The sequence below is a fragment of the Sphingorhabdus sp. SMR4y genome (assembly GCF_002218195.1).
In the GTDB taxonomy this organism is placed as follows: domain Bacteria; phylum Pseudomonadota; class Alphaproteobacteria; order Sphingomonadales; family Sphingomonadaceae; genus Parasphingorhabdus.
Map to the genome: position 1 here is coordinate 1,465,011 of NZ_CP022336.1, position 15,148 is coordinate 1,480,158.

The 15,148-nt window shown below is 57.5% G+C and carries 16 protein-coding genes; 4 read left to right on the plus strand and 12 right to left on the minus strand.

Annotation, left to right across the window (positions count from 1 at the left end; genetic code table 11):
• Nucleotides 1–4 precede the first annotated feature (4 nt).
• Genes SPHFLASMR4Y_RS06900 through SPHFLASMR4Y_RS06910 form a run of 3 tightly spaced genes read left to right on the plus strand, consistent with a single transcriptional unit; the run spans nucleotide 5 to nucleotide 2,960 of the window.
• On the plus strand, nucleotides 5–1,090 hold the full coding sequence (locus SPHFLASMR4Y_RS06900; RefSeq protein ID WP_186266065.1) for a Zn-dependent alcohol dehydrogenase: 1,086 nt from the start codon (nucleotides 5–7) through the stop codon (nucleotides 1,088–1,090).
• Nucleotides 1,091–1,105: 15 nt separating this feature from the next.
• Nucleotides 1,106–2,167 (plus strand): phosphotransferase family protein, encoded by a 1,062-nt coding sequence (locus SPHFLASMR4Y_RS06905; protein ID WP_260807108.1) that lies wholly within the window; start codon nucleotides 1,106–1,108, stop codon nucleotides 2,165–2,167.
• A 1-nt stretch (nucleotide 2,168) separates the two neighbouring features.
• Nucleotides 2,169–2,960 carry an SDR family NAD(P)-dependent oxidoreductase gene (locus tag SPHFLASMR4Y_RS06910; protein ID WP_089132893.1) on the plus strand — a complete coding sequence of 264 codons (792 nt, stop codon included), beginning with the start codon at nucleotides 2,169–2,171 and terminating at the stop codon, nucleotides 2,958–2,960.
• A 9-nt stretch (nucleotides 2,961–2,969) separates the two neighbouring features.
• Here SPHFLASMR4Y_RS06910 and SPHFLASMR4Y_RS06915 read toward each other — a convergent pair whose 3' ends face one another.
• The 7 genes from SPHFLASMR4Y_RS06915 to rpsM form a co-directional block, all read right to left on the minus strand.
• Nucleotides 2,970–3,596: a hypothetical protein gene (locus SPHFLASMR4Y_RS06915; protein WP_089132894.1), complete on the minus strand. Its 627-nt coding sequence runs from the start codon at nucleotides 3,594–3,596 to the stop codon at nucleotides 2,970–2,972.
• A 119-nt stretch (nucleotides 3,597–3,715) separates the two neighbouring features.
• Entirely contained in the window at nucleotides 3,716–4,231 is a 516-nt protein-coding gene (locus SPHFLASMR4Y_RS06920) for a hypothetical protein (protein ID WP_089132895.1), read from the minus strand.
• Between the two features lie 233 nt (nucleotides 4,232–4,464).
• Nucleotides 4,465–6,615 (minus strand): prolyl oligopeptidase family serine peptidase, encoded by a 2,151-nt coding sequence (locus tag SPHFLASMR4Y_RS06925; protein ID WP_089134745.1) that lies wholly within the window; start codon nucleotides 6,613–6,615, stop codon nucleotides 4,465–4,467.
• 85 nt (nucleotides 6,616–6,700) lie between these two features.
• Entirely contained in the window at nucleotides 6,701–7,123 is a 423-nt protein-coding gene (gene rplQ, locus SPHFLASMR4Y_RS06930; protein WP_089132896.1) for a 50S ribosomal protein L17, read from the minus strand.
• A 180-nt stretch (nucleotides 7,124–7,303) separates the two neighbouring features.
• Nucleotides 7,304–8,362 carry a DNA-directed RNA polymerase subunit alpha gene (locus tag SPHFLASMR4Y_RS06935; RefSeq protein WP_089132897.1) on the minus strand — a complete coding sequence of 353 codons (1,059 nt, stop codon included), beginning with the start codon at nucleotides 8,360–8,362 and terminating at the stop codon, nucleotides 7,304–7,306.
• A 104-nt stretch (nucleotides 8,363–8,466) separates the two neighbouring features.
• Nucleotides 8,467–8,856: a 30S ribosomal protein S11 gene (rpsK, locus tag SPHFLASMR4Y_RS06940; protein ID WP_089132898.1), complete on the minus strand. Its 390-nt coding sequence runs from the start codon at nucleotides 8,854–8,856 to the stop codon at nucleotides 8,467–8,469.
• Nucleotides 8,857–8,906: 50 nt separating this feature from the next.
• On the minus strand, nucleotides 8,907–9,275 hold the full coding sequence (gene rpsM / locus SPHFLASMR4Y_RS06945) for a 30S ribosomal protein S13 (protein WP_089132899.1): 369 nt from the start codon (nucleotides 9,273–9,275) through the stop codon (nucleotides 8,907–8,909).
• 392 nt (nucleotides 9,276–9,667) lie between these two features.
• Here rpsM and SPHFLASMR4Y_RS06950 point away from each other — a divergent pair, with 392 nt between their 5' ends.
• Nucleotides 9,668–10,720: a succinylglutamate desuccinylase/aspartoacylase family protein gene (locus SPHFLASMR4Y_RS06950; RefSeq protein WP_260807109.1), complete on the plus strand. Its 1,053-nt coding sequence runs from the start codon at nucleotides 9,668–9,670 to the stop codon at nucleotides 10,718–10,720.
• A 207-nt stretch (nucleotides 10,721–10,927) separates the two neighbouring features.
• Here the strand turns inward: SPHFLASMR4Y_RS06950 and rimK are convergent, their stop codons facing one another.
• The 5 genes from rimK to SPHFLASMR4Y_RS06975 all read right to left on the minus strand — a co-directional run bounded on the left by rimK (nucleotide 10,928) and on the right by SPHFLASMR4Y_RS06975 (nucleotide 15,142).
• Nucleotides 10,928–11,833: a 30S ribosomal protein S6--L-glutamate ligase gene (gene rimK / locus SPHFLASMR4Y_RS06955; protein WP_089132901.1), complete on the minus strand. Its 906-nt coding sequence runs from the start codon at nucleotides 11,831–11,833 to the stop codon at nucleotides 10,928–10,930.
• Nucleotides 11,834–11,836: 3 nt separating this feature from the next.
• The gene (locus tag SPHFLASMR4Y_RS06960) at nucleotides 11,837–12,343 is read right to left on the minus strand and encodes an ATP-dependent zinc protease (RefSeq protein WP_089132902.1); all 507 of its coding nucleotides are present in this window, start codon (nucleotides 12,341–12,343) and stop codon (nucleotides 11,837–11,839) included.
• A 22-nt stretch (nucleotides 12,344–12,365) separates the two neighbouring features.
• Complete coding sequence (gdhA, locus tag SPHFLASMR4Y_RS06965; protein ID WP_089132903.1) at nucleotides 12,366–13,721, minus strand: NADP-specific glutamate dehydrogenase; 1,356 nt, start codon at nucleotides 13,719–13,721, stop codon at nucleotides 12,366–12,368.
• Nucleotides 13,722–13,853: 132 nt separating this feature from the next.
• Complete coding sequence (locus SPHFLASMR4Y_RS06970; protein WP_186266066.1) at nucleotides 13,854–14,471, minus strand: hypothetical protein; 618 nt, start codon at nucleotides 14,469–14,471, stop codon at nucleotides 13,854–13,856.
• Between the two features lie 23 nt (nucleotides 14,472–14,494).
• Nucleotides 14,495–15,142 (minus strand): adenylate kinase, encoded by a 648-nt coding sequence (locus SPHFLASMR4Y_RS06975; protein WP_089132904.1) that lies wholly within the window; start codon nucleotides 15,140–15,142, stop codon nucleotides 14,495–14,497.
• Between the last annotated feature and the right edge of the window lie 6 nt (nucleotides 15,143–15,148).

The window sequence follows — 15,148 nt, forward strand, 5'->3', positions numbered from 1 at the left end:
GATAATGAAAGCAGCGGTACTGACAGAAGCGGGGAAACCGCTCGTCATTGAGGATGTCGTGATCTCCAAGCCGGGACCACATGAAGTGTTGATCCGGACGGCGGCCTGCGGGCTTTGCCATTCGGATCTGCATTTTATCGACGGCGCCTATCCCCATCCTCTACCCGCGATTCCGGGGCATGAGGCGGCAGGCATTGTCGAGGCAGTCGGCAGCGAAGTCCGCACCGTTGCAGTCGGCGATGCGGTGGTATCCTGCCTGTCGGCCTATTGCGGACATTGCGAATTTTGCGTGTCTGGCCGCATGTCGCTGTGTCTGGGCGCAGACACGCGACGTGGGCCGGACGAGGCGCCGCGGATCACCCGGCCGGATGGTTCGACCGTCGGACAGATGCTCAACCTTTCGGCCTTCGCCGAGCAGATGCTGATCCACGAACATGCCTGCGTCCGAATCGATCCGGACATGCCGCTGGATCGCGCTGCCGTGATCGGCTGTGCGGTAACCACCGGTGCCGGCACGATCTTCAATGCCTGCAAATTGACACCGGGCGAAACCGTTGCGGTCGTCGGATGCGGCGGGGTTGGCCTTGCCACCATCAATGCGGCGAAAATCGCGGGCGCAGGCCGGATCATCGCGGCCGACCCGATCAAGGAAAAGCGCGACCTGGCAATCAAGCTGGGCGCGACCGATGTCATCGACGCGGCGGCGGACGATGCCGCCGGACAGATCGTCGAGATGACCAAGGGCGGTGTCGATCATGCGATCGAGGCGGTCGGTCGTCCGGCCTCCGGCGATCTCGCGGTCGGTTCGCTGAAACGCGGCGGCACCGCAACCATCCTGGGGATGATGCCGCTGGATCACAAGGTCGGCCTGAGCGCGATGGATATGCTGTCCGGCAAGAAACTGCAGGGCGTGCTGATGGGCGAGAACCGCTTCCCGGTCGATATCCCGCGGCTGGTCGATTTTTACCTCCGCGGAATGCTCGATTTGGATAGCATTGTCGCAGAAACCATTCCGCTAGAGCAGATCAACGATGGTTTTGACAAAATGAAAAAAGGCGATGCGGCCCGGTCCGTGATTGTCTTTAACTAACAAAGAGGGACTTCCATGAATCCACAGGAAGATATGACCGGCACGATGGAAGTGCCTGAAAAGGACAAGCTCGATGAAGCCAGCCTGGCCCGCTGGATGGAGGAAAATGTTGAAGGTTTTGCAGGCCCGCTGACTCTGACCAAGTTCAAGGGTGGCCAGTCCAACCCGACGTACAAGATCGACACGCCTGGCACATCCTACGTGCTGCGCAAGAAGCCGTTCGGCGAACTGCTGCCTTCGGCCCATGCCGTAGACAGGGAATTCCGGGTCATCGCGGGTCTCTATCCTGCCGGTTTCCCGGTCGCAAAGCCTTATGGCCTGTGCGACGACGACAGCGTCATCGGCACGATGTTCTACGTCATGGGCATGGCCGACGGGCGGACCCTCTGGGACGGCACCCTGCCTGACAGCAATCCCGCTGAACGCACGGCCATCTATCACGCGATGATCGACAATCTGGCCCTGCTGCACAGCTATGATCCGGCCGAACTGGGTCTGGAGAAACATGGCAAGCCCGGCAATTATTGCGAACGCCAGATATCCCGCTGGACTCAACAATATCGCCTATCCGAGTTGCAGGAAATTCCGGAAATGGACAAGCTGATCGAATGGCTGACCAAGACGATCCCGGAACAGAAAAGCTTCGGCATCGTCCATGGCGACTATCGACTCGACAATATGATCTTTGCGCATGACGAGCCCAAGGTCATCGCCGTTCTCGACTGGGAGCTCTCGACTCTCGGTGATCCGATTGCCGATTTCGCTTACTGGCTGATGTCATATGAAATGGAGCCGGAAGGCCGCAGCGGCATCAAGGGTGTCGACCTGAAAGCTCTGGGCATCCCCTCGCGTGAGGAAGCGATTACCCGCTATTGCGAAAAATCGGGTATCGCCGAGCTACCCCCGATGGATTGGTATCTGGCCTATAATTTGTTCCGTCTTGCTGCTATTCTTCAGGGCATTCAGAAGCGGGTTGCCGATGGCACTGCCAATAGCGCCGTCGCTGCCGAAATGTCGGACCGGGTGACACCCCTGGCACAAGCAGGATGGGAAGTCGCAAAACGCGCAGGAGCGTAACATGGATCTCAAGGACAAAGTCGCCATCATCACCGGCGCGGGCAGCGGGATTGGCCGCGCTGCAGCCCTGCTCTTTGCCGAGCATGGTGCGAAGGTCATTGCCAGCGATGTCACCGATGCGGTCGAGGACACTGCCAAAGGCTCCGAGGGCAATATCATCGCGATCAAGGCGGATGCCGGATCCGAAGGCGATGTCGAGATGCTCGTGGAGGCGGCGGAGCAACGTTTTGGCGATCTCCACGTCTTTTTCGCCAATGCCGGTATAGGCGGCGGCTTTGAAGGCATTTTCGACAGCAGTGTCGCCGAATGGCAGGAAGTCTTGCGGGTCAATCTGATCGGGCCGTTTCTGGCCTGCAAATATGCCGGCAAGGTGATTGCGGAAAGCAAGCATGGCGGGTCTATCATCTGTACCGCCAGCGTAGCCGGAATCCGTTCCGGCGCGGGCGGCCCGGCCTATTCGGCGTCCAAGGCCGGTGTCATCAATCTGGTGAAAGTTGCAGCCCAGCAATTTGCTACATCCAATGTCCGCTGCAACGCGATCTGTCCCGGGATCACCGAAACCGGCATGACCCAGTTCATCTACGACAAGGCCCGCGAAAAGGGCAAGGAAGACCGGCTCGGCTACCTCAATCCGCTGCGCCGCGGGGCCGCCCCTTCAGAGATGGCGGAAGTGGCGCTTTTTCTGGCTTCCGACCGCTCATCCTATGTCAACGGACAGGCGATCGCGGTCGACGGCGGCCTGAGCGCATCGCACCCGGTCACCCGTCAGGAATTCGGCAGAACCGCGGGCTAGGCTTGGCTTCTAATTGGCGAAGGCCAGATCGCCATTGCCCAGTTGCACGAAATCGACACGACCTTGACTGGCACCGCACAGAAATGTGCGCTGGTTGCTGTTGGTCAATAGGCCTTCGACGCGCCAGCCGGCACCATCACGCGACACGGACTGTATGTCGGAAACACGCGCATCGCGGCCAGCCTGCCGTTCCGCCGCGTCGGAACAGCTATTTATCGCCATGTCCATGTCGCCGGTGCTGCTGTCATATCTACTGTCGGAGCGCCGGTCGTCGTAGCGCGGAGTGTCGTCGCGATAGTCACGATCCTCGTAACGCCGGTCACGATTGTTCTTCGAGGCTGCGCTGGCAATAGCGGCAATTCCGCCAATCACCAATATGCCGGCCAGGACGTCACCACCGTCGATCCCGCCACGATGGTGCCGATGTCCGCGATACCCTCGATAGCCCCGGTACCCGCGATAGTTCCGCCAACCCCTGGCCGTCTCATTTTCCGCGCTCCAGCCGAGCGCGCTCATATCGATCGGCGTTGCAGGGGCAACCCCGCTGTGCATCGGTGCAGCCATGGCTGGCGCAAATCCGGTAAAAATCAATGCAGTGGAAGCTGCAATGGCAGAAAATCTGGTCATCTTGGTCATGTCATCACCCCGTATTATGCAAATCTCGCACCCGGAGACCTGCCCTCACATCATGTATAGATGGCCCAGCCTGTCACCAGGCTGAACCATCATTTCCTGTTTAAAGATACGCTCGGTGCCTAGCGACGGGCATATTTGAGCCCGCTATACTGCACATCGCTCACCCGGTTACCCTCGATATAGCAAGTGAACTTGCCTTTATCGGTGTAGCGGTTCCGCTGATACCGGCCCCGATTCTGCTCGACCAGGATCTTGCCCTTGACCCGGTAGCCATAGCGGGTGCGGTCGACATCGCGGATATCGGTTACCGATGCCCGGCCGCGATAGGTCGCGCCATTTTCAGCCGCGCGAACACAGCGGTTCACGGCCTGGCGCTCGTTGATGTGCCGATAGCGATTGTTGGCATATCGGTCATTGCCATAGCGGTCCCCACGGTAATCCGTATCATGATAGCGACGATCCTTGTTGCTCGAACTCGCAATCGCGGCGATCGCGCCGATAATCGCTACACCGGCGATAACCTCGCCAGCGCTGGGTCCGCCGCTGCGGCCATCCTTGGCCATTGCGGGGGTAGCAGAAACGGCCATTGCAGCAGCAGCAGCGGTTCCGACAAGAGCTTTGTTTAACTTGTTCATGTCCACTTTCCTTTCACACTGCCCGAAACCTTTTCCCGAGCTTGCAAAGCCCTTATAGGGGGATCGTACTGAGTGAAGGCTGAACTGGCCTGACAGTAGATGTTCATATTAAACGCAGTTTATATGAACAATATCGCGATATCGGCCTGAGAAACGCCTCTTTTCCGTCAACAGAAGCCCGGCCTGGAAGCGGGGGATCCTTTACAAGGCGTGATCATCCGGGCCGGAGCGGTTTATTGCCCCAGATCGAGCCCGATAGCATCCGCCAGAAAAGCGTATATATCCGAATATTCCTCGATCAGCTTGTCGGTCGGCTTGCCGCTGCCGTGGCCGGCACGGCTTTCGATGCGGATCAGATGCGGCGCCTCGCCGGTGTCGAGAGCCTGCAAGCGCGCGATATATTTGAAACTATGCCCGGGAACGACGCGGTCGTCGGTGTCGGCGGTTGAAACCATCAGCGCCGGATAATCGGTCCCGTTCCGGATGTTATGATAGGGCGAGTAGCCGAGCAATGTTCTGAAGTCCTGCTCCTTGTCCGGATAGCCATAATCATCGACCCAATAGCGTCCGGCGGTAAACCTGTCGAAGCGGAGCATATCCATGACGCCGACCGCAGCATGACCGGCGGTGAACAGATCGGGCCGCTGGTTCACGACAGCTCCAACCAGCAATCCGCCATTGGAACGCCCTTCAATCGCGAGACCGTCTTCCGGCGCGATGCCTTCCGCAATCAGATATTCGCCCGCAGCAATAAAATCGTCGAATACATTCTGCTTGTTCTGCAAGCGACCGCCATCGTGCCATTCCTTGCCATATTCGCCGCCGCCACGAAGATTGGCCGAGGCAAATACGCCGCCCGCCTTGATCCAGGCCATCCAGGCCGGCTTATACTGCGGCAGCACCGAGATATTGAAGCCGCCATAGCCATACAGCAGTGTCGGCGCGCCCTGCGAGAGATCCTGGTCTTTCATGTGCACAAGGAACATCGGGATTTTCGTCCCGTCCTTGCTCTCGTAGAAGCGCTGTGTGACTGCAACCGCCTCGGGATCAAATGGCAGCGATGGCTCGGCCCAGATGGTTGGCGCTGCTTCCGGCTCATAGCGGAAAACCGTGGTTGGCCGATTGAAGCTTCCGAAACTGAAGAAACCTTTATCGCCCTTCATTGATCCACTGAGACTGTCCACCTGCCCCGGCCCGGGCAGATCAAGCGTGCCGAGTGCCTGGCCCGCAAGATCGAAAGTGGCAAGCTGGCTCTTGGCGTCGACAAGATAGCTGATCACCAGCCGGTCGCCGACGATCATTGCCCCGTCGATAACCGCATCGCTTTCCGGAACAAGCTGGGTAAATTCAGGCTGATCCCCGCCCAGATCAACTTTTACCACGCGCAGTCGCGGAGCATCCTTGTTGGTCATGAAATAGAGTGTGTTGCCGGCTCCGTCTATCAACCGCCAGTTATAATCAAAGCCGCTGACCAGCTTGCGCGTCTCCAGTTCCGGCGCATCGACCTTGATTAGCGTGATTTCATAGCGGTCATCAGTGCCGGAGGATGAGGTGATTACCACCCACTCCTTGTCCGATGTCAGCTCTGCAAAATGATTGAGTTCCGGCTGATCAGGCGTTGCGAAGACCTTCACATCTTTGGCCTGCTCCGAGCCTATGCGATGCAAATAGACCGCGTGATTCTCGTTCAGCGACTGAAACGCCTCGCCTTCATCGGGTTCCGGAAAACGGGAATAGAGAAAACCGACATTGTCGGGCATCCATGACAGATCGGTGAACTTGGCCCATTCGACCGTGTCTGCCATAACCTCGCCCGTCGCCACATCCAGAACCTTCACAGTCCGCCAGTCAGAGCCACCATCCTGTATTGCATAAGCAAGCAGACTGCCGTCACCGGACGGTTTCCAGCCAGCCAGGGCGGTGGCGCCATCGTCCGACCAATTTGCCGGGTCAATCAGCACCCGTTCCTCACCCGTGGCGCCGTCGCGGACATAGAGGATCGCCTGATTCTGGCCGCCGCTCTTGCGCTCGTAGAAATAGCGGCCGCCCGCTTCAACCGGAGTGCCCAGATCGTCATAATCAAATAGCGCTTCCATTGACTGGGCAAGAACGAAGCGGCCATCCAACTGTTTCAGATAGGCGTCGGTGACGTGATTTTGCGCCTTCACCCAGGCGGCGACCTCGGCATCCTCGCGGACATCATTTTCGAGCCACCGGTAGGGATCGGAAATATACTCGCCAAATTGCTCTTCGACGACATCAACACTTCTGGTCTCGGGATAAGTCAGCGGGATTTCCTTGTTTTCTTGCTGGGCGGCCAGCGCGGGGGAAGTTGCGGCCAATCCCATGGCCAATGTCACAATTGCCAAACTCAAACTACGCATCATTACCCCGGTAAAAAGAAAGAGGCCGCGAGCTTATCGCTCACGGCCTCTCATATCAATTGAAACTGTATCCTGGATGAAGGACTTAGGCGTCTTCGTATTCATCCTGTGCGCTCTGGTCCGGACCGCTGTCCTGACCCTTCGCGTCCACATCACGGTCAACCAGCTCGATCACGGCCATTGCAGCAGCGTCCGAAGCGCGGAAACCGGCGCGAACGATCCGGGTGTAACCGCCGCTGCGATCGGCGTAACGATCAGCAAGCACATCAAAAAGCTTCTTTTCCTGCGTTTCGTCCATCAGACGCGCATGCGCAAGACGACGGTTGGACAGGCCACCGCGTTTGCCGAGCGTGATCAGTTTTTCAACATAGGGACGCAATTCTTTGGCCTTTGGCAGAGTCGTCATGATCTGCTCATGCTTGATCAGTGCAGCCGCAAGGTTCTTCAGCAGAGCCTGACGGTGAGCACCGGTCCGCTGCATACGGCGGCCCTTCATTCTATGACGCATGGTTATTTCCTTCGTTCGTTAAGGGGCCGTATGAGGTACCCCGCAGCAGGTTGACTTATGGAGCAACCCATCACCCATTTCCGATAGTCCTGAGCCTGTCGAACCGGAGGTCAGCGAAGCTAACGACGCTTTTCGTCCGATAGGCGTGGTTCGACACGCTCACCACTAACGATAATTCATTTACCCGAGCAGTTCCTGTTCGAGCTTCTTGGCCATTTCCTCGATATTTTCAGGCGGCCATCCGGGGATGTCCATGCCGAGACGCAGACCCATGCTGGACAGCACTTCCTTGATTTCGTTCAAGGATTTGCGGCCAAAGTTCGGGGTGCGCAGCATTTCCGCTTCGGTCTTCTGCACGAGATCGCCAATATAGATGATATTGTCGTTCTTGAGGCAGTTGGCGGAACGAACGCTGAGCTCCAGCTCGTCGACCTTCTTGAGAAGATAGCGGTTGAGCTGGTTGGCGTCGCTTTCTGCCTGGCTCTGCTGGGCGGCCATGCCGATCGGCGAGGACACCTGCTCCAGAGCTTCTTCGAAATGCACGAAAAGCTGCAGCTGGTCCTGCAGAATGCGGGCAGCGTAGGCGATCGCATCTTCAGGGGTAACCGTGCCATCGGTTTCGATGGTGAGGTTCAGCTTGTCAAAGTCCAGCTCCTGGCCAACACGGGCATTATCGACCTTGTAGGACACCTGACGGATCGGCGAGTAGAGCGAATCAATCGGGATCAGGCCAATGGGCGCATCGGCTGGACGATTGGCGACAGCTGGAACATAGCCCTTGCCGACATTGACGGTCAGCTCCATGTTCAGCGACGCGCCTTCGTCGAGATGACAGATCACCATTTCGGGGTTCATGATTTCAATGTCGCCGGACACAGCGATGTCGCCTGCCTTGACTTCAGCAGGACCGGTAGCGGAAAGCTGCAGTCGTTTTGCATCTTCGCTTTCCATTTTCAGCGCGATCTGCTTGACGTTGAGAACGATGTCGGTCACATCTTCACGCACACCCGGCAGCGAGGAAAACTCGTGCAGGGCGTTTTCGATCTTGATCGAGGTAACTGCCGCACCCTGAAGCGAGGACAGAAGGACGCGACGCAGCGCGTTGCCCATGGTCAGGCCAAAACCGCGTTCCAGAGGTTCAGCGATAAACGTCGCCTTGCGCTTCGGGTCTCCGCCGGGTTTGATGTCGAGGACGTTGGGCTTCTTCAGTTCTTGCCAGTTCTTCATATTGACAGTCATGGACTTCCCCTAGTGGTTCAAAGAGCGAGTGTGGACGTCATTACCGCTCTGAATTTAAAAAAGTGGGACCGGCCCACCGGCCTGCCCCAGAAACGCAAGCGGTTTTAGACGCGGCGCCGTTTCGATGGGCGAACACCATTATGCGGGATCGGCGTAACGTCACGGATCGAGGTGATCGTGAAGCCAACAGCCTGAAGAGCGCGAAGAGCAGATTCACGGCCGGAGCCAGGACCTTTCACTTCGACTTCCAGAGTCCGCACACCGTGATCGGCGGCCTTCTTGCCAGCGTCTTCCGCTGCAACCTGAGCGGCATAGGGTGTCGACTTGCGAGAGCCCTTGAAGCCCATCATGCCTGCCGAGGACCAGCTTATAGCATTGCCCTGGGCATCGGTGATGGTGACCATCGTGTTGTTGAAAGTGGCGTTGACGTGCGCTACGCCTGCCGAAATATTTTTGCGCGCACTTTTCTTTAAGCGCTGCGGTTCGCGTGCCATGTGATCAATTCCTACCTAATATCTTGAAGATACTTGCCAGAAGACAAGTCTTATTTCTTTTTGCCAGCAATCGCCTTGGGCTTGCCTTTACGGGTGCGCGCATTGGTATGCGTACGCTGACCGCGAACAGGAAGACCTTTACGGTGACGCAGGCCGCGATAGCAGGCCAGATCCATCAAACGCTTGATGTTCATTGCAACTTCACGACGCAGATCGCCTTCAACCGTATGCTCGGCGTCGATCGTTTCGCGAATGTGCAAAATTTCCTGATCGGTGAGGTCCTGAACCCGGCGGGTCGGATCAATCTTCAATTTTTCAACAATTTCAGCCGCAGCCGTGCGTCCGATACCGTGAATGTAGGTAAGCGCAATGATTACGCGCTTGTTAGTGGGGATATTTACCCCAGCAATACGTGCCAATATATTTCTCCATGCTCCACAGGGACCGATTCGCCGGGACCTATCTCATAGCCAAGTCGTTAAAAACACACCCAAAACGCACAAAACCAGCGGACGCACGAAGGGCGCTGCCGGTTGTGTTGGATTTCGAATACAGTCCAAATAGGGAGAGTCGCTGTCGCTGTCAACAATGGAATGGTCGGAAAACCAGCTGGTTCCTGCCTGCCTGAAGCGATGACCCGTCTAGCCCAAAATACGTCCGGGGCAAATATACGATAGCCGCTTTCAGATATACCGATGGATATATCCGCCAGCTGGTGCGCATGCCCTTCCGAACCACCGAAACAACCGTTCCTGCTTCGCTTTCTCATCCGAATGGACTAGCATTCCAGCTGCGTAATCGGGGACATCAATTGACCAACAGAAACAAGCATGACCTGTTCGAAATCGGCGGACAGACAGTCGCACCGGGCGAGACCAGCGACATTGCCATTCCGATCAGCGATCTCCCCGCCGGGATGCAAGCCAATATGGAAATACGTATATTGCACGGCAAGCGCGCAGGCCCGACGATTTTCGTCAGCGCTGCAATCCACGGCGATGAAATCATCGGTACCGAAGTGATCCGCCGCGTGATGAAAAAGCTCAACCCCGCACGAATGGCGGGAACGGTAATTTTCGTACCGGTGGTCAATATGTTCGGATTCATCAACCACAGCCGCTATCTGCCTGACCGCCGCGATCTCAACCGCTCGTTTCCGGGCACTGAAAAAGGCTCGCTCGCATCACAGCTTGCAAATGTCTTCTCGACCGAAATCATTGATCGCTGCTCGCTGGGTATCGATATTCACAGCGCCGCCCAGCACCGCTATAATCTCCCGCAGATCCGCATTGCTTCTGGCAATCGGGATCTCAAGGAGCTGGCACTGGAATTCGGACCGCCAGTGGTCATTGAGGCAGACCTGCGCCCCGGCTCGCTGCGCGCGATAGCGCGGGACGCTGGCGTCGACATGCTGCTCATGGAGGCTGGCGAAGCCCTGCGCTTTGACGAATTTTCCGTGCTGACCGGCGTCAACGGCATCTTGCGCGTGCTGAAAAAACTCGAAATGATTGATACCAAGCGGCTCGGCAAGCGCGGGGCACCGCCGGCCCAGGCGACCCGCACGGTGTGGCTGCGCTCGACACGGGGCGGCATCTGTCGCATGATCTCTCCGTCCGGCAGCAAGGTCCACAAGGGCGACATGGTCGCCTGCATCAGCGATATCTTCGGCGATGGCGAGGAAGAGATTCTGTCCCCGGTCGATGGTATCGTCATCGGCCACAGCAACCTGCCGGTGGTCAACCAGGGCGACGCATTGCTCCACATCGCCGAAGTCAGGATATTCGACACAGTGGAAGAGCGGCTCGGGCAGATCGAGGATGCGATCACCAGCAACCAGTTGCTCGACGAGGATGAGGTAATTTAAATAGCCTGCGATTCCACCCACCACCGATCGCGCCGAACCGGGCCGTCCAATATTCGCAAGGCATCTCCGCACCCAAGATCAATGCCATCAATCAGCACATGTATTGAGCGCGCCTGTCTTATCAAGGCGCGTGACTGTGGTTAAGGATGCCCTCTCAGCCTGTTGCCCCGGTGGGCACGGCAACCCCCGATCGGTCCAAGGTATATCTCACCCCTTGCCGCGCGTCTTGGTCTTCCCGGGCTTGGCATTTTTCTCGATAAATTCGATGATCAGGCCCGCAACATCCTTGCCGGTGGCTTTTTCGATACCCTCGAGGCCGGGCGAACTGTTCACTTCCATGATCACCGGGCCGTGATTGGAGCGCAACATGTCGACGCCGCAGACATTCAGCCCCATATGCTTGGCCGCGCGCACCGCGGTCGAACGCTCCTCGGGCGTGATCTTCACGATCTGGGCGCTGCCGCCGCGATGCAGGTTGGAGCGGAAATCGTCCGGAGCACCGGTCCGCTTCATGGCAGCGACCACCTTGCCGCCGACGACCAGCGCCCGGATGTCCGTGCCGCCGGCTTCCTTGATGAATTCCTGCACCAGAATGTTCACATTGGCGCCGCGAAAGGCTTCGATCACCGACTTGGCGCTCGACATTGTCTCGGCGAGAACCACACCGATGCCCTGGGTGCCCTCCAACAGCTTGATCACCACCGGCGGGCCGTTGACCGCCTTGATAATCTCTTCGGCCTGTTTCGGGTCGTTCGCATAAGCTGTCAGCGGCAGCCCTAGGCCATATTTGGACAATATCTGCATCGAGCGCAGCTTGTCGCGACTGCGGCCAATAGCCACGCTCTCGTTGAGCGGCCAGACGCCGGCCATTTCAAACTGGCGCACCACCGCGGTGCCATAGTTGGTGATCGACGCTCCGATACGCGGAATGACCGCCTCATATCCTTCCAGCCTGTGCCCGTCATAAGTGATCGTCGGCCGGTGGCTGGCGATATTCACCGTACAGCGGGTCGTGTTCAGGATATCCAGCGAATGCCCGCGTTCTTCTGCTGCCTGCACCAGTCTTTTGTGCGAGTAGAGGTTCGGGTTTCGCGCGAGCATGGCGAGCTTCATATCTTATCTTTCCTGGTGCCGGCCCAGCATCCAGCGCTTGGCGCTGTTGACGAGGAAGCCTCTTTTCAGCGCCCGGCGACCTATAAGGACCGGGAATATCATCGATTGCCTGTTGGCAAGTGTCATATGCCCGACCCACTCCAGCGGTCCGAGCTTCATGACTGTCTCTACCACATAACGGGTTTGCATGACACCATTACTACTCTTGATCCTGCGCTGACCGTAGACAAGCGCTTCACAATGATGGTCGGCAATCCCGGGGCCCATCGGGATAGTGAAACGGACAAACGGTTGTCCGTCTTTTTCGAACGGCTTGATATGCGTGGCATGCAGCGAAGATGTTGCTGCTCCCGTATCGACCTTGGCGTGGAGATCCCTGACCCCGAGACCGGGTATGTCAATAAGCTCGCACCAGCCTATTTCGCACGGTTCTGCCAGCTTTTTGGGAAGCGGCTTTACCGTGGGATCATTTGCTTGCGCCATCGACCAGACATTTGGCCGATGACGCATTTTTCCGCAAGATAATTATAAGCTAGACAACGCCGTAAGCGAGCATCGCATCGGCGACTTTCTTGAAGCCGGCAATATTGGCGCCTTTCACATAATCGACATAACCATCGCCCTGATCGCCATATTCGACGCATTTGTTATGGATGCCTTCCATAAGATCGGTCAGCATCTCGCCAAGCCGCTCGTGGTTCCAGCTGATCCGTTCGGCATTCTGGCTCATTTCAAGACCCGACACCGCGACACCCCCAGCATTGGCTGCCTTGCCGGGACCATACATGATCTTGGCATCGTGGAAGACGTGCACACCCTCCAGCGTGGTCGGCATGTTCGCGCCTTCCGAGACCGCGATCACGCCATTGGCAACCAGTTCCCTGGCTTCCGCTTCATTGAGTTCATTCTGCGTCGCGCACGGCAATGCGAGATCGCAGGGCACGCTCCATGGCCGCGCGCCTTCGTGATAGGACGCGCCGGTGAAATGATCGGCATATTCGCTGATCCGGCCCCGCGTGTGGGTCTTGTGATGTTTGACCCAGTCGATCTTCTCCTGGTCGATCCCGTCAGGGTCATGGATGAAGCCGCCGCTGTCCGAGAGCGTCAGGACCTTGCCACCCTGTTTGGTGATCTGCTCGGCAGCATGTGTCGCAACATTGCCCGATCCGGAAATGACCGCCGTCTTTCCGGCAATCGCGTCGCTGCGATGCTTGAGCATGTTTTCCATGAAATAGACCGCACCATATCCGGTTGCCTCCGGACGCATCTGCGACCCGCCATATTCCATGCCCTTGCCGGTCAGCACGCCTTCCCAGCGGTTGGTGATACGCTTGTACTGGCCGAACATATAGCCGATCTCGCGTCCGCCCACACCGATATCGCCGGCGGGAACATCCGTGTCCGGACCGATATGACGGTACAGCTCGGTCATGAACGACTGGCAGAAGCGCATGACTTCGGCGTCCGACTTGCCCTTGGGGTTAAAGTTTGCCCCGCCCTTGCCGCCACCCATGGGCAGTCCGGTGAGAGAGTTCTTGAACGTCTGTTCGAAGGCAAGAAATTTCAAAACGCTTTCGGTGACGCTGGGGTGGAAACGAATACCGCCCTTGTAGGGGCCGATCGCATTGTTGTTCTGAATTCGGTAGCCGCGCTGGACACGGACATTGTGATTGTCGTCCTCCCAGCAAACCCGGAATGAAACAACCCGGTCAGGCTCGGCCATCCGCCGCAAAATCTGTGCGCTGTGATAGGCTTCCTTGTCTTCGATAAAATCGAAAATATCCATTGCGACTTCCTGCACCGCCTGAACAAATTCAGGTTGCCCAGGATTGCGTTTCTTGACGCCTTCCATGAAAGTCGGAAAATCCACGTGATCGGAAACGGCCATAGTCTACCCCCTCTTGAAATCAATATCGGTACGACCCGTTTCCCCGCTGACGACGCCTCGAGTCGACAACAAGTAGGAATATACAATAGAACTATTAGACGGACTTGGTAAAGTGTTGCGATTGAGCCGAAATCAGGGTGACTTTTCGGTATCGCCGGAGGCGGGATCTTCCGCCGCCTCGTTCCCTCCATCGGCCGCGTCAGCGAATATCGCTGCCAGCCTCGCCAGTTGCTCGCCAATCACGCCATCCACTGCAGGTGCGATCTGGTCGACGGGGAATTCCATATAGCCGCCGACCTTATAGGTAAAGCGGACCACGGTGCTATCGTCTTGCGGCTGCAACACCATGGTCAGTGTGCCGGTCACCGCTTCGCCCTGCAGTGGCCCCAGAGCGCCTGTAAGACGCAGCATCTTCTGGTTACGCGCATAGATCACGCGCATATGCTGCACGCTGCCTTCGGAGCTCTTGATATTGTCATCCGAGGTCGTGCGGATCAGTTCGCAAAAACAACCGCCGGCCTGCGGAACGAGATAGAAATTCTCGGCATCGCCCGACCAGCTATGATCGGGGTTCCAATAGCGAGAGGGTGCAATCAGCGCCTTCCAGACGGCTTCATTGTCACCGGCAATCACTGTCTGGTGCTGCACGGTAAAGCCGTTGTCGGCGGTGTTGGTTACTTCGGCATTGGCGGCGGTGACGCTGCACAGCGCTGCCATTCCCGATATCGCGTGAAATGCCAGCTTCGCCATGCCCCGTCTCCCGTAAACTCAGTTCAAAGCGACAGCGCCGCCTCAATTGCTTCGTTGACTTCCGCCATGCTGCCCATGCCATCCACTTTGCGAACGATGCCGCGCTCTTCGTAAATCGGCAGGATAGGCGCTGTCTTCGCCCGATATTCCTGCATGCGGGTACGCACCGTATTCTCGTTATCATCTGGCCGGCGCTTGAAATCCGTACTACCGCAAACGTCGCAAACGCCTTCCTTTGCGGGCTTCTTGAAGGTGTCATGATAGCCTTCACCGCATTTTCCGCAGGTGAAGCGGCCCACGATGCGCTCGACCAAAGCATCTTCATCGACTTCCAGTTCGATCACATGAGCAAGCGCCCGGCCTCTCTCTGCCAATATCTCGTCCAGAGACTCTGCCTGTGCCGCGGTGCGGGGATAGCCGTCAAAAATCACGCCCTGTTCCGGTCCGAGTTCATCAAGCCGGTCGCCAATAATACCGGAGACCACTTCGTCCGGAACCAGCGCCCCGGCGTCCATCAGGGCTTTTGCTTGCAGGCCTACTTCTGTGCCGGCCTTGACTGCCGCACGCAGCATATCGCCCGTCGATAGCTGCACCATGCCATGCTCATCTTCCAGACGACTCGCTTGTGTCCCCTTCCCAGCACCTGGTGGCCCCAACAAGATGATGTCCATGCGTCT

Bases quoted from the DNA above. Each gene is read 5' to 3' on its own strand.
- SPHFLASMR4Y_RS06900 (WP_186266065.1), top strand. From the start codon at position 5: ATGAAAGCAGCGGTACTGACAGAAGCGGGGAAACCGCTCGTCATTGAG.
- SPHFLASMR4Y_RS06905 (WP_260807108.1), top strand. From the start codon at position 1,106: ATGAATCCACAGGAAGATATGACCGGCACGATGGAAGTGCCTGAAAAG.
- SPHFLASMR4Y_RS06910 (WP_089132893.1), top strand. From the start codon at position 2,169: ATGGATCTCAAGGACAAAGTCGCCATCATCACCGGCGCGGGCAGCGGG.
- SPHFLASMR4Y_RS06915 (WP_089132894.1), bottom strand. From the start codon at position 3,596: ATGACCAAGATGACCAGATTTTCTGCCATTGCAGCTTCCACTGCATTG.
- SPHFLASMR4Y_RS06920 (WP_089132895.1), bottom strand. From the start codon at position 4,231: ATGAACAAGTTAAACAAAGCTCTTGTCGGAACCGCTGCTGCTGCTGCA.
- SPHFLASMR4Y_RS06925 (WP_089134745.1), bottom strand. From the start codon at position 6,615: ATGCGTAGTTTGAGTTTGGCAATTGTGACATTGGCCATGGGATTGGCC.
- rplQ (WP_089132896.1), bottom strand. From the start codon at position 7,123: ATGCGTCATAGAATGAAGGGCCGCCGTATGCAGCGGACCGGTGCTCAC.
- SPHFLASMR4Y_RS06935 (WP_089132897.1), bottom strand. From the start codon at position 8,362: ATGACTGTCAATATGAAGAACTGGCAAGAACTGAAGAAGCCCAACGTC.
- rpsK (WP_089132898.1), bottom strand. From the start codon at position 8,856: ATGGCACGCGAACCGCAGCGCTTAAAGAAAAGTGCGCGCAAAAATATT.
- rimK (WP_089132901.1), bottom strand. From the start codon at position 11,833: ATGAAGCTCGCCATGCTCGCGCGAAACCCGAACCTCTACTCGCACAAA.
- SPHFLASMR4Y_RS06960 (WP_089132902.1), bottom strand. From the start codon at position 12,343: ATGCGTCATCGGCCAAATGTCTGGTCGATGGCGCAAGCAAATGATCCC.
- gdhA (WP_089132903.1), bottom strand. From the start codon at position 13,721: ATGGCCGTTTCCGATCACGTGGATTTTCCGACTTTCATGGAAGGCGTC.
- SPHFLASMR4Y_RS06970 (WP_186266066.1), bottom strand. From the start codon at position 14,471: ATGGCGAAGCTGGCATTTCACGCGATATCGGGAATGGCAGCGCTGTGC.
- SPHFLASMR4Y_RS06975 (WP_089132904.1), bottom strand. From the start codon at position 15,142: ATGGACATCATCTTGTTGGGGCCACCAGGTGCTGGGAAGGGGACACAA.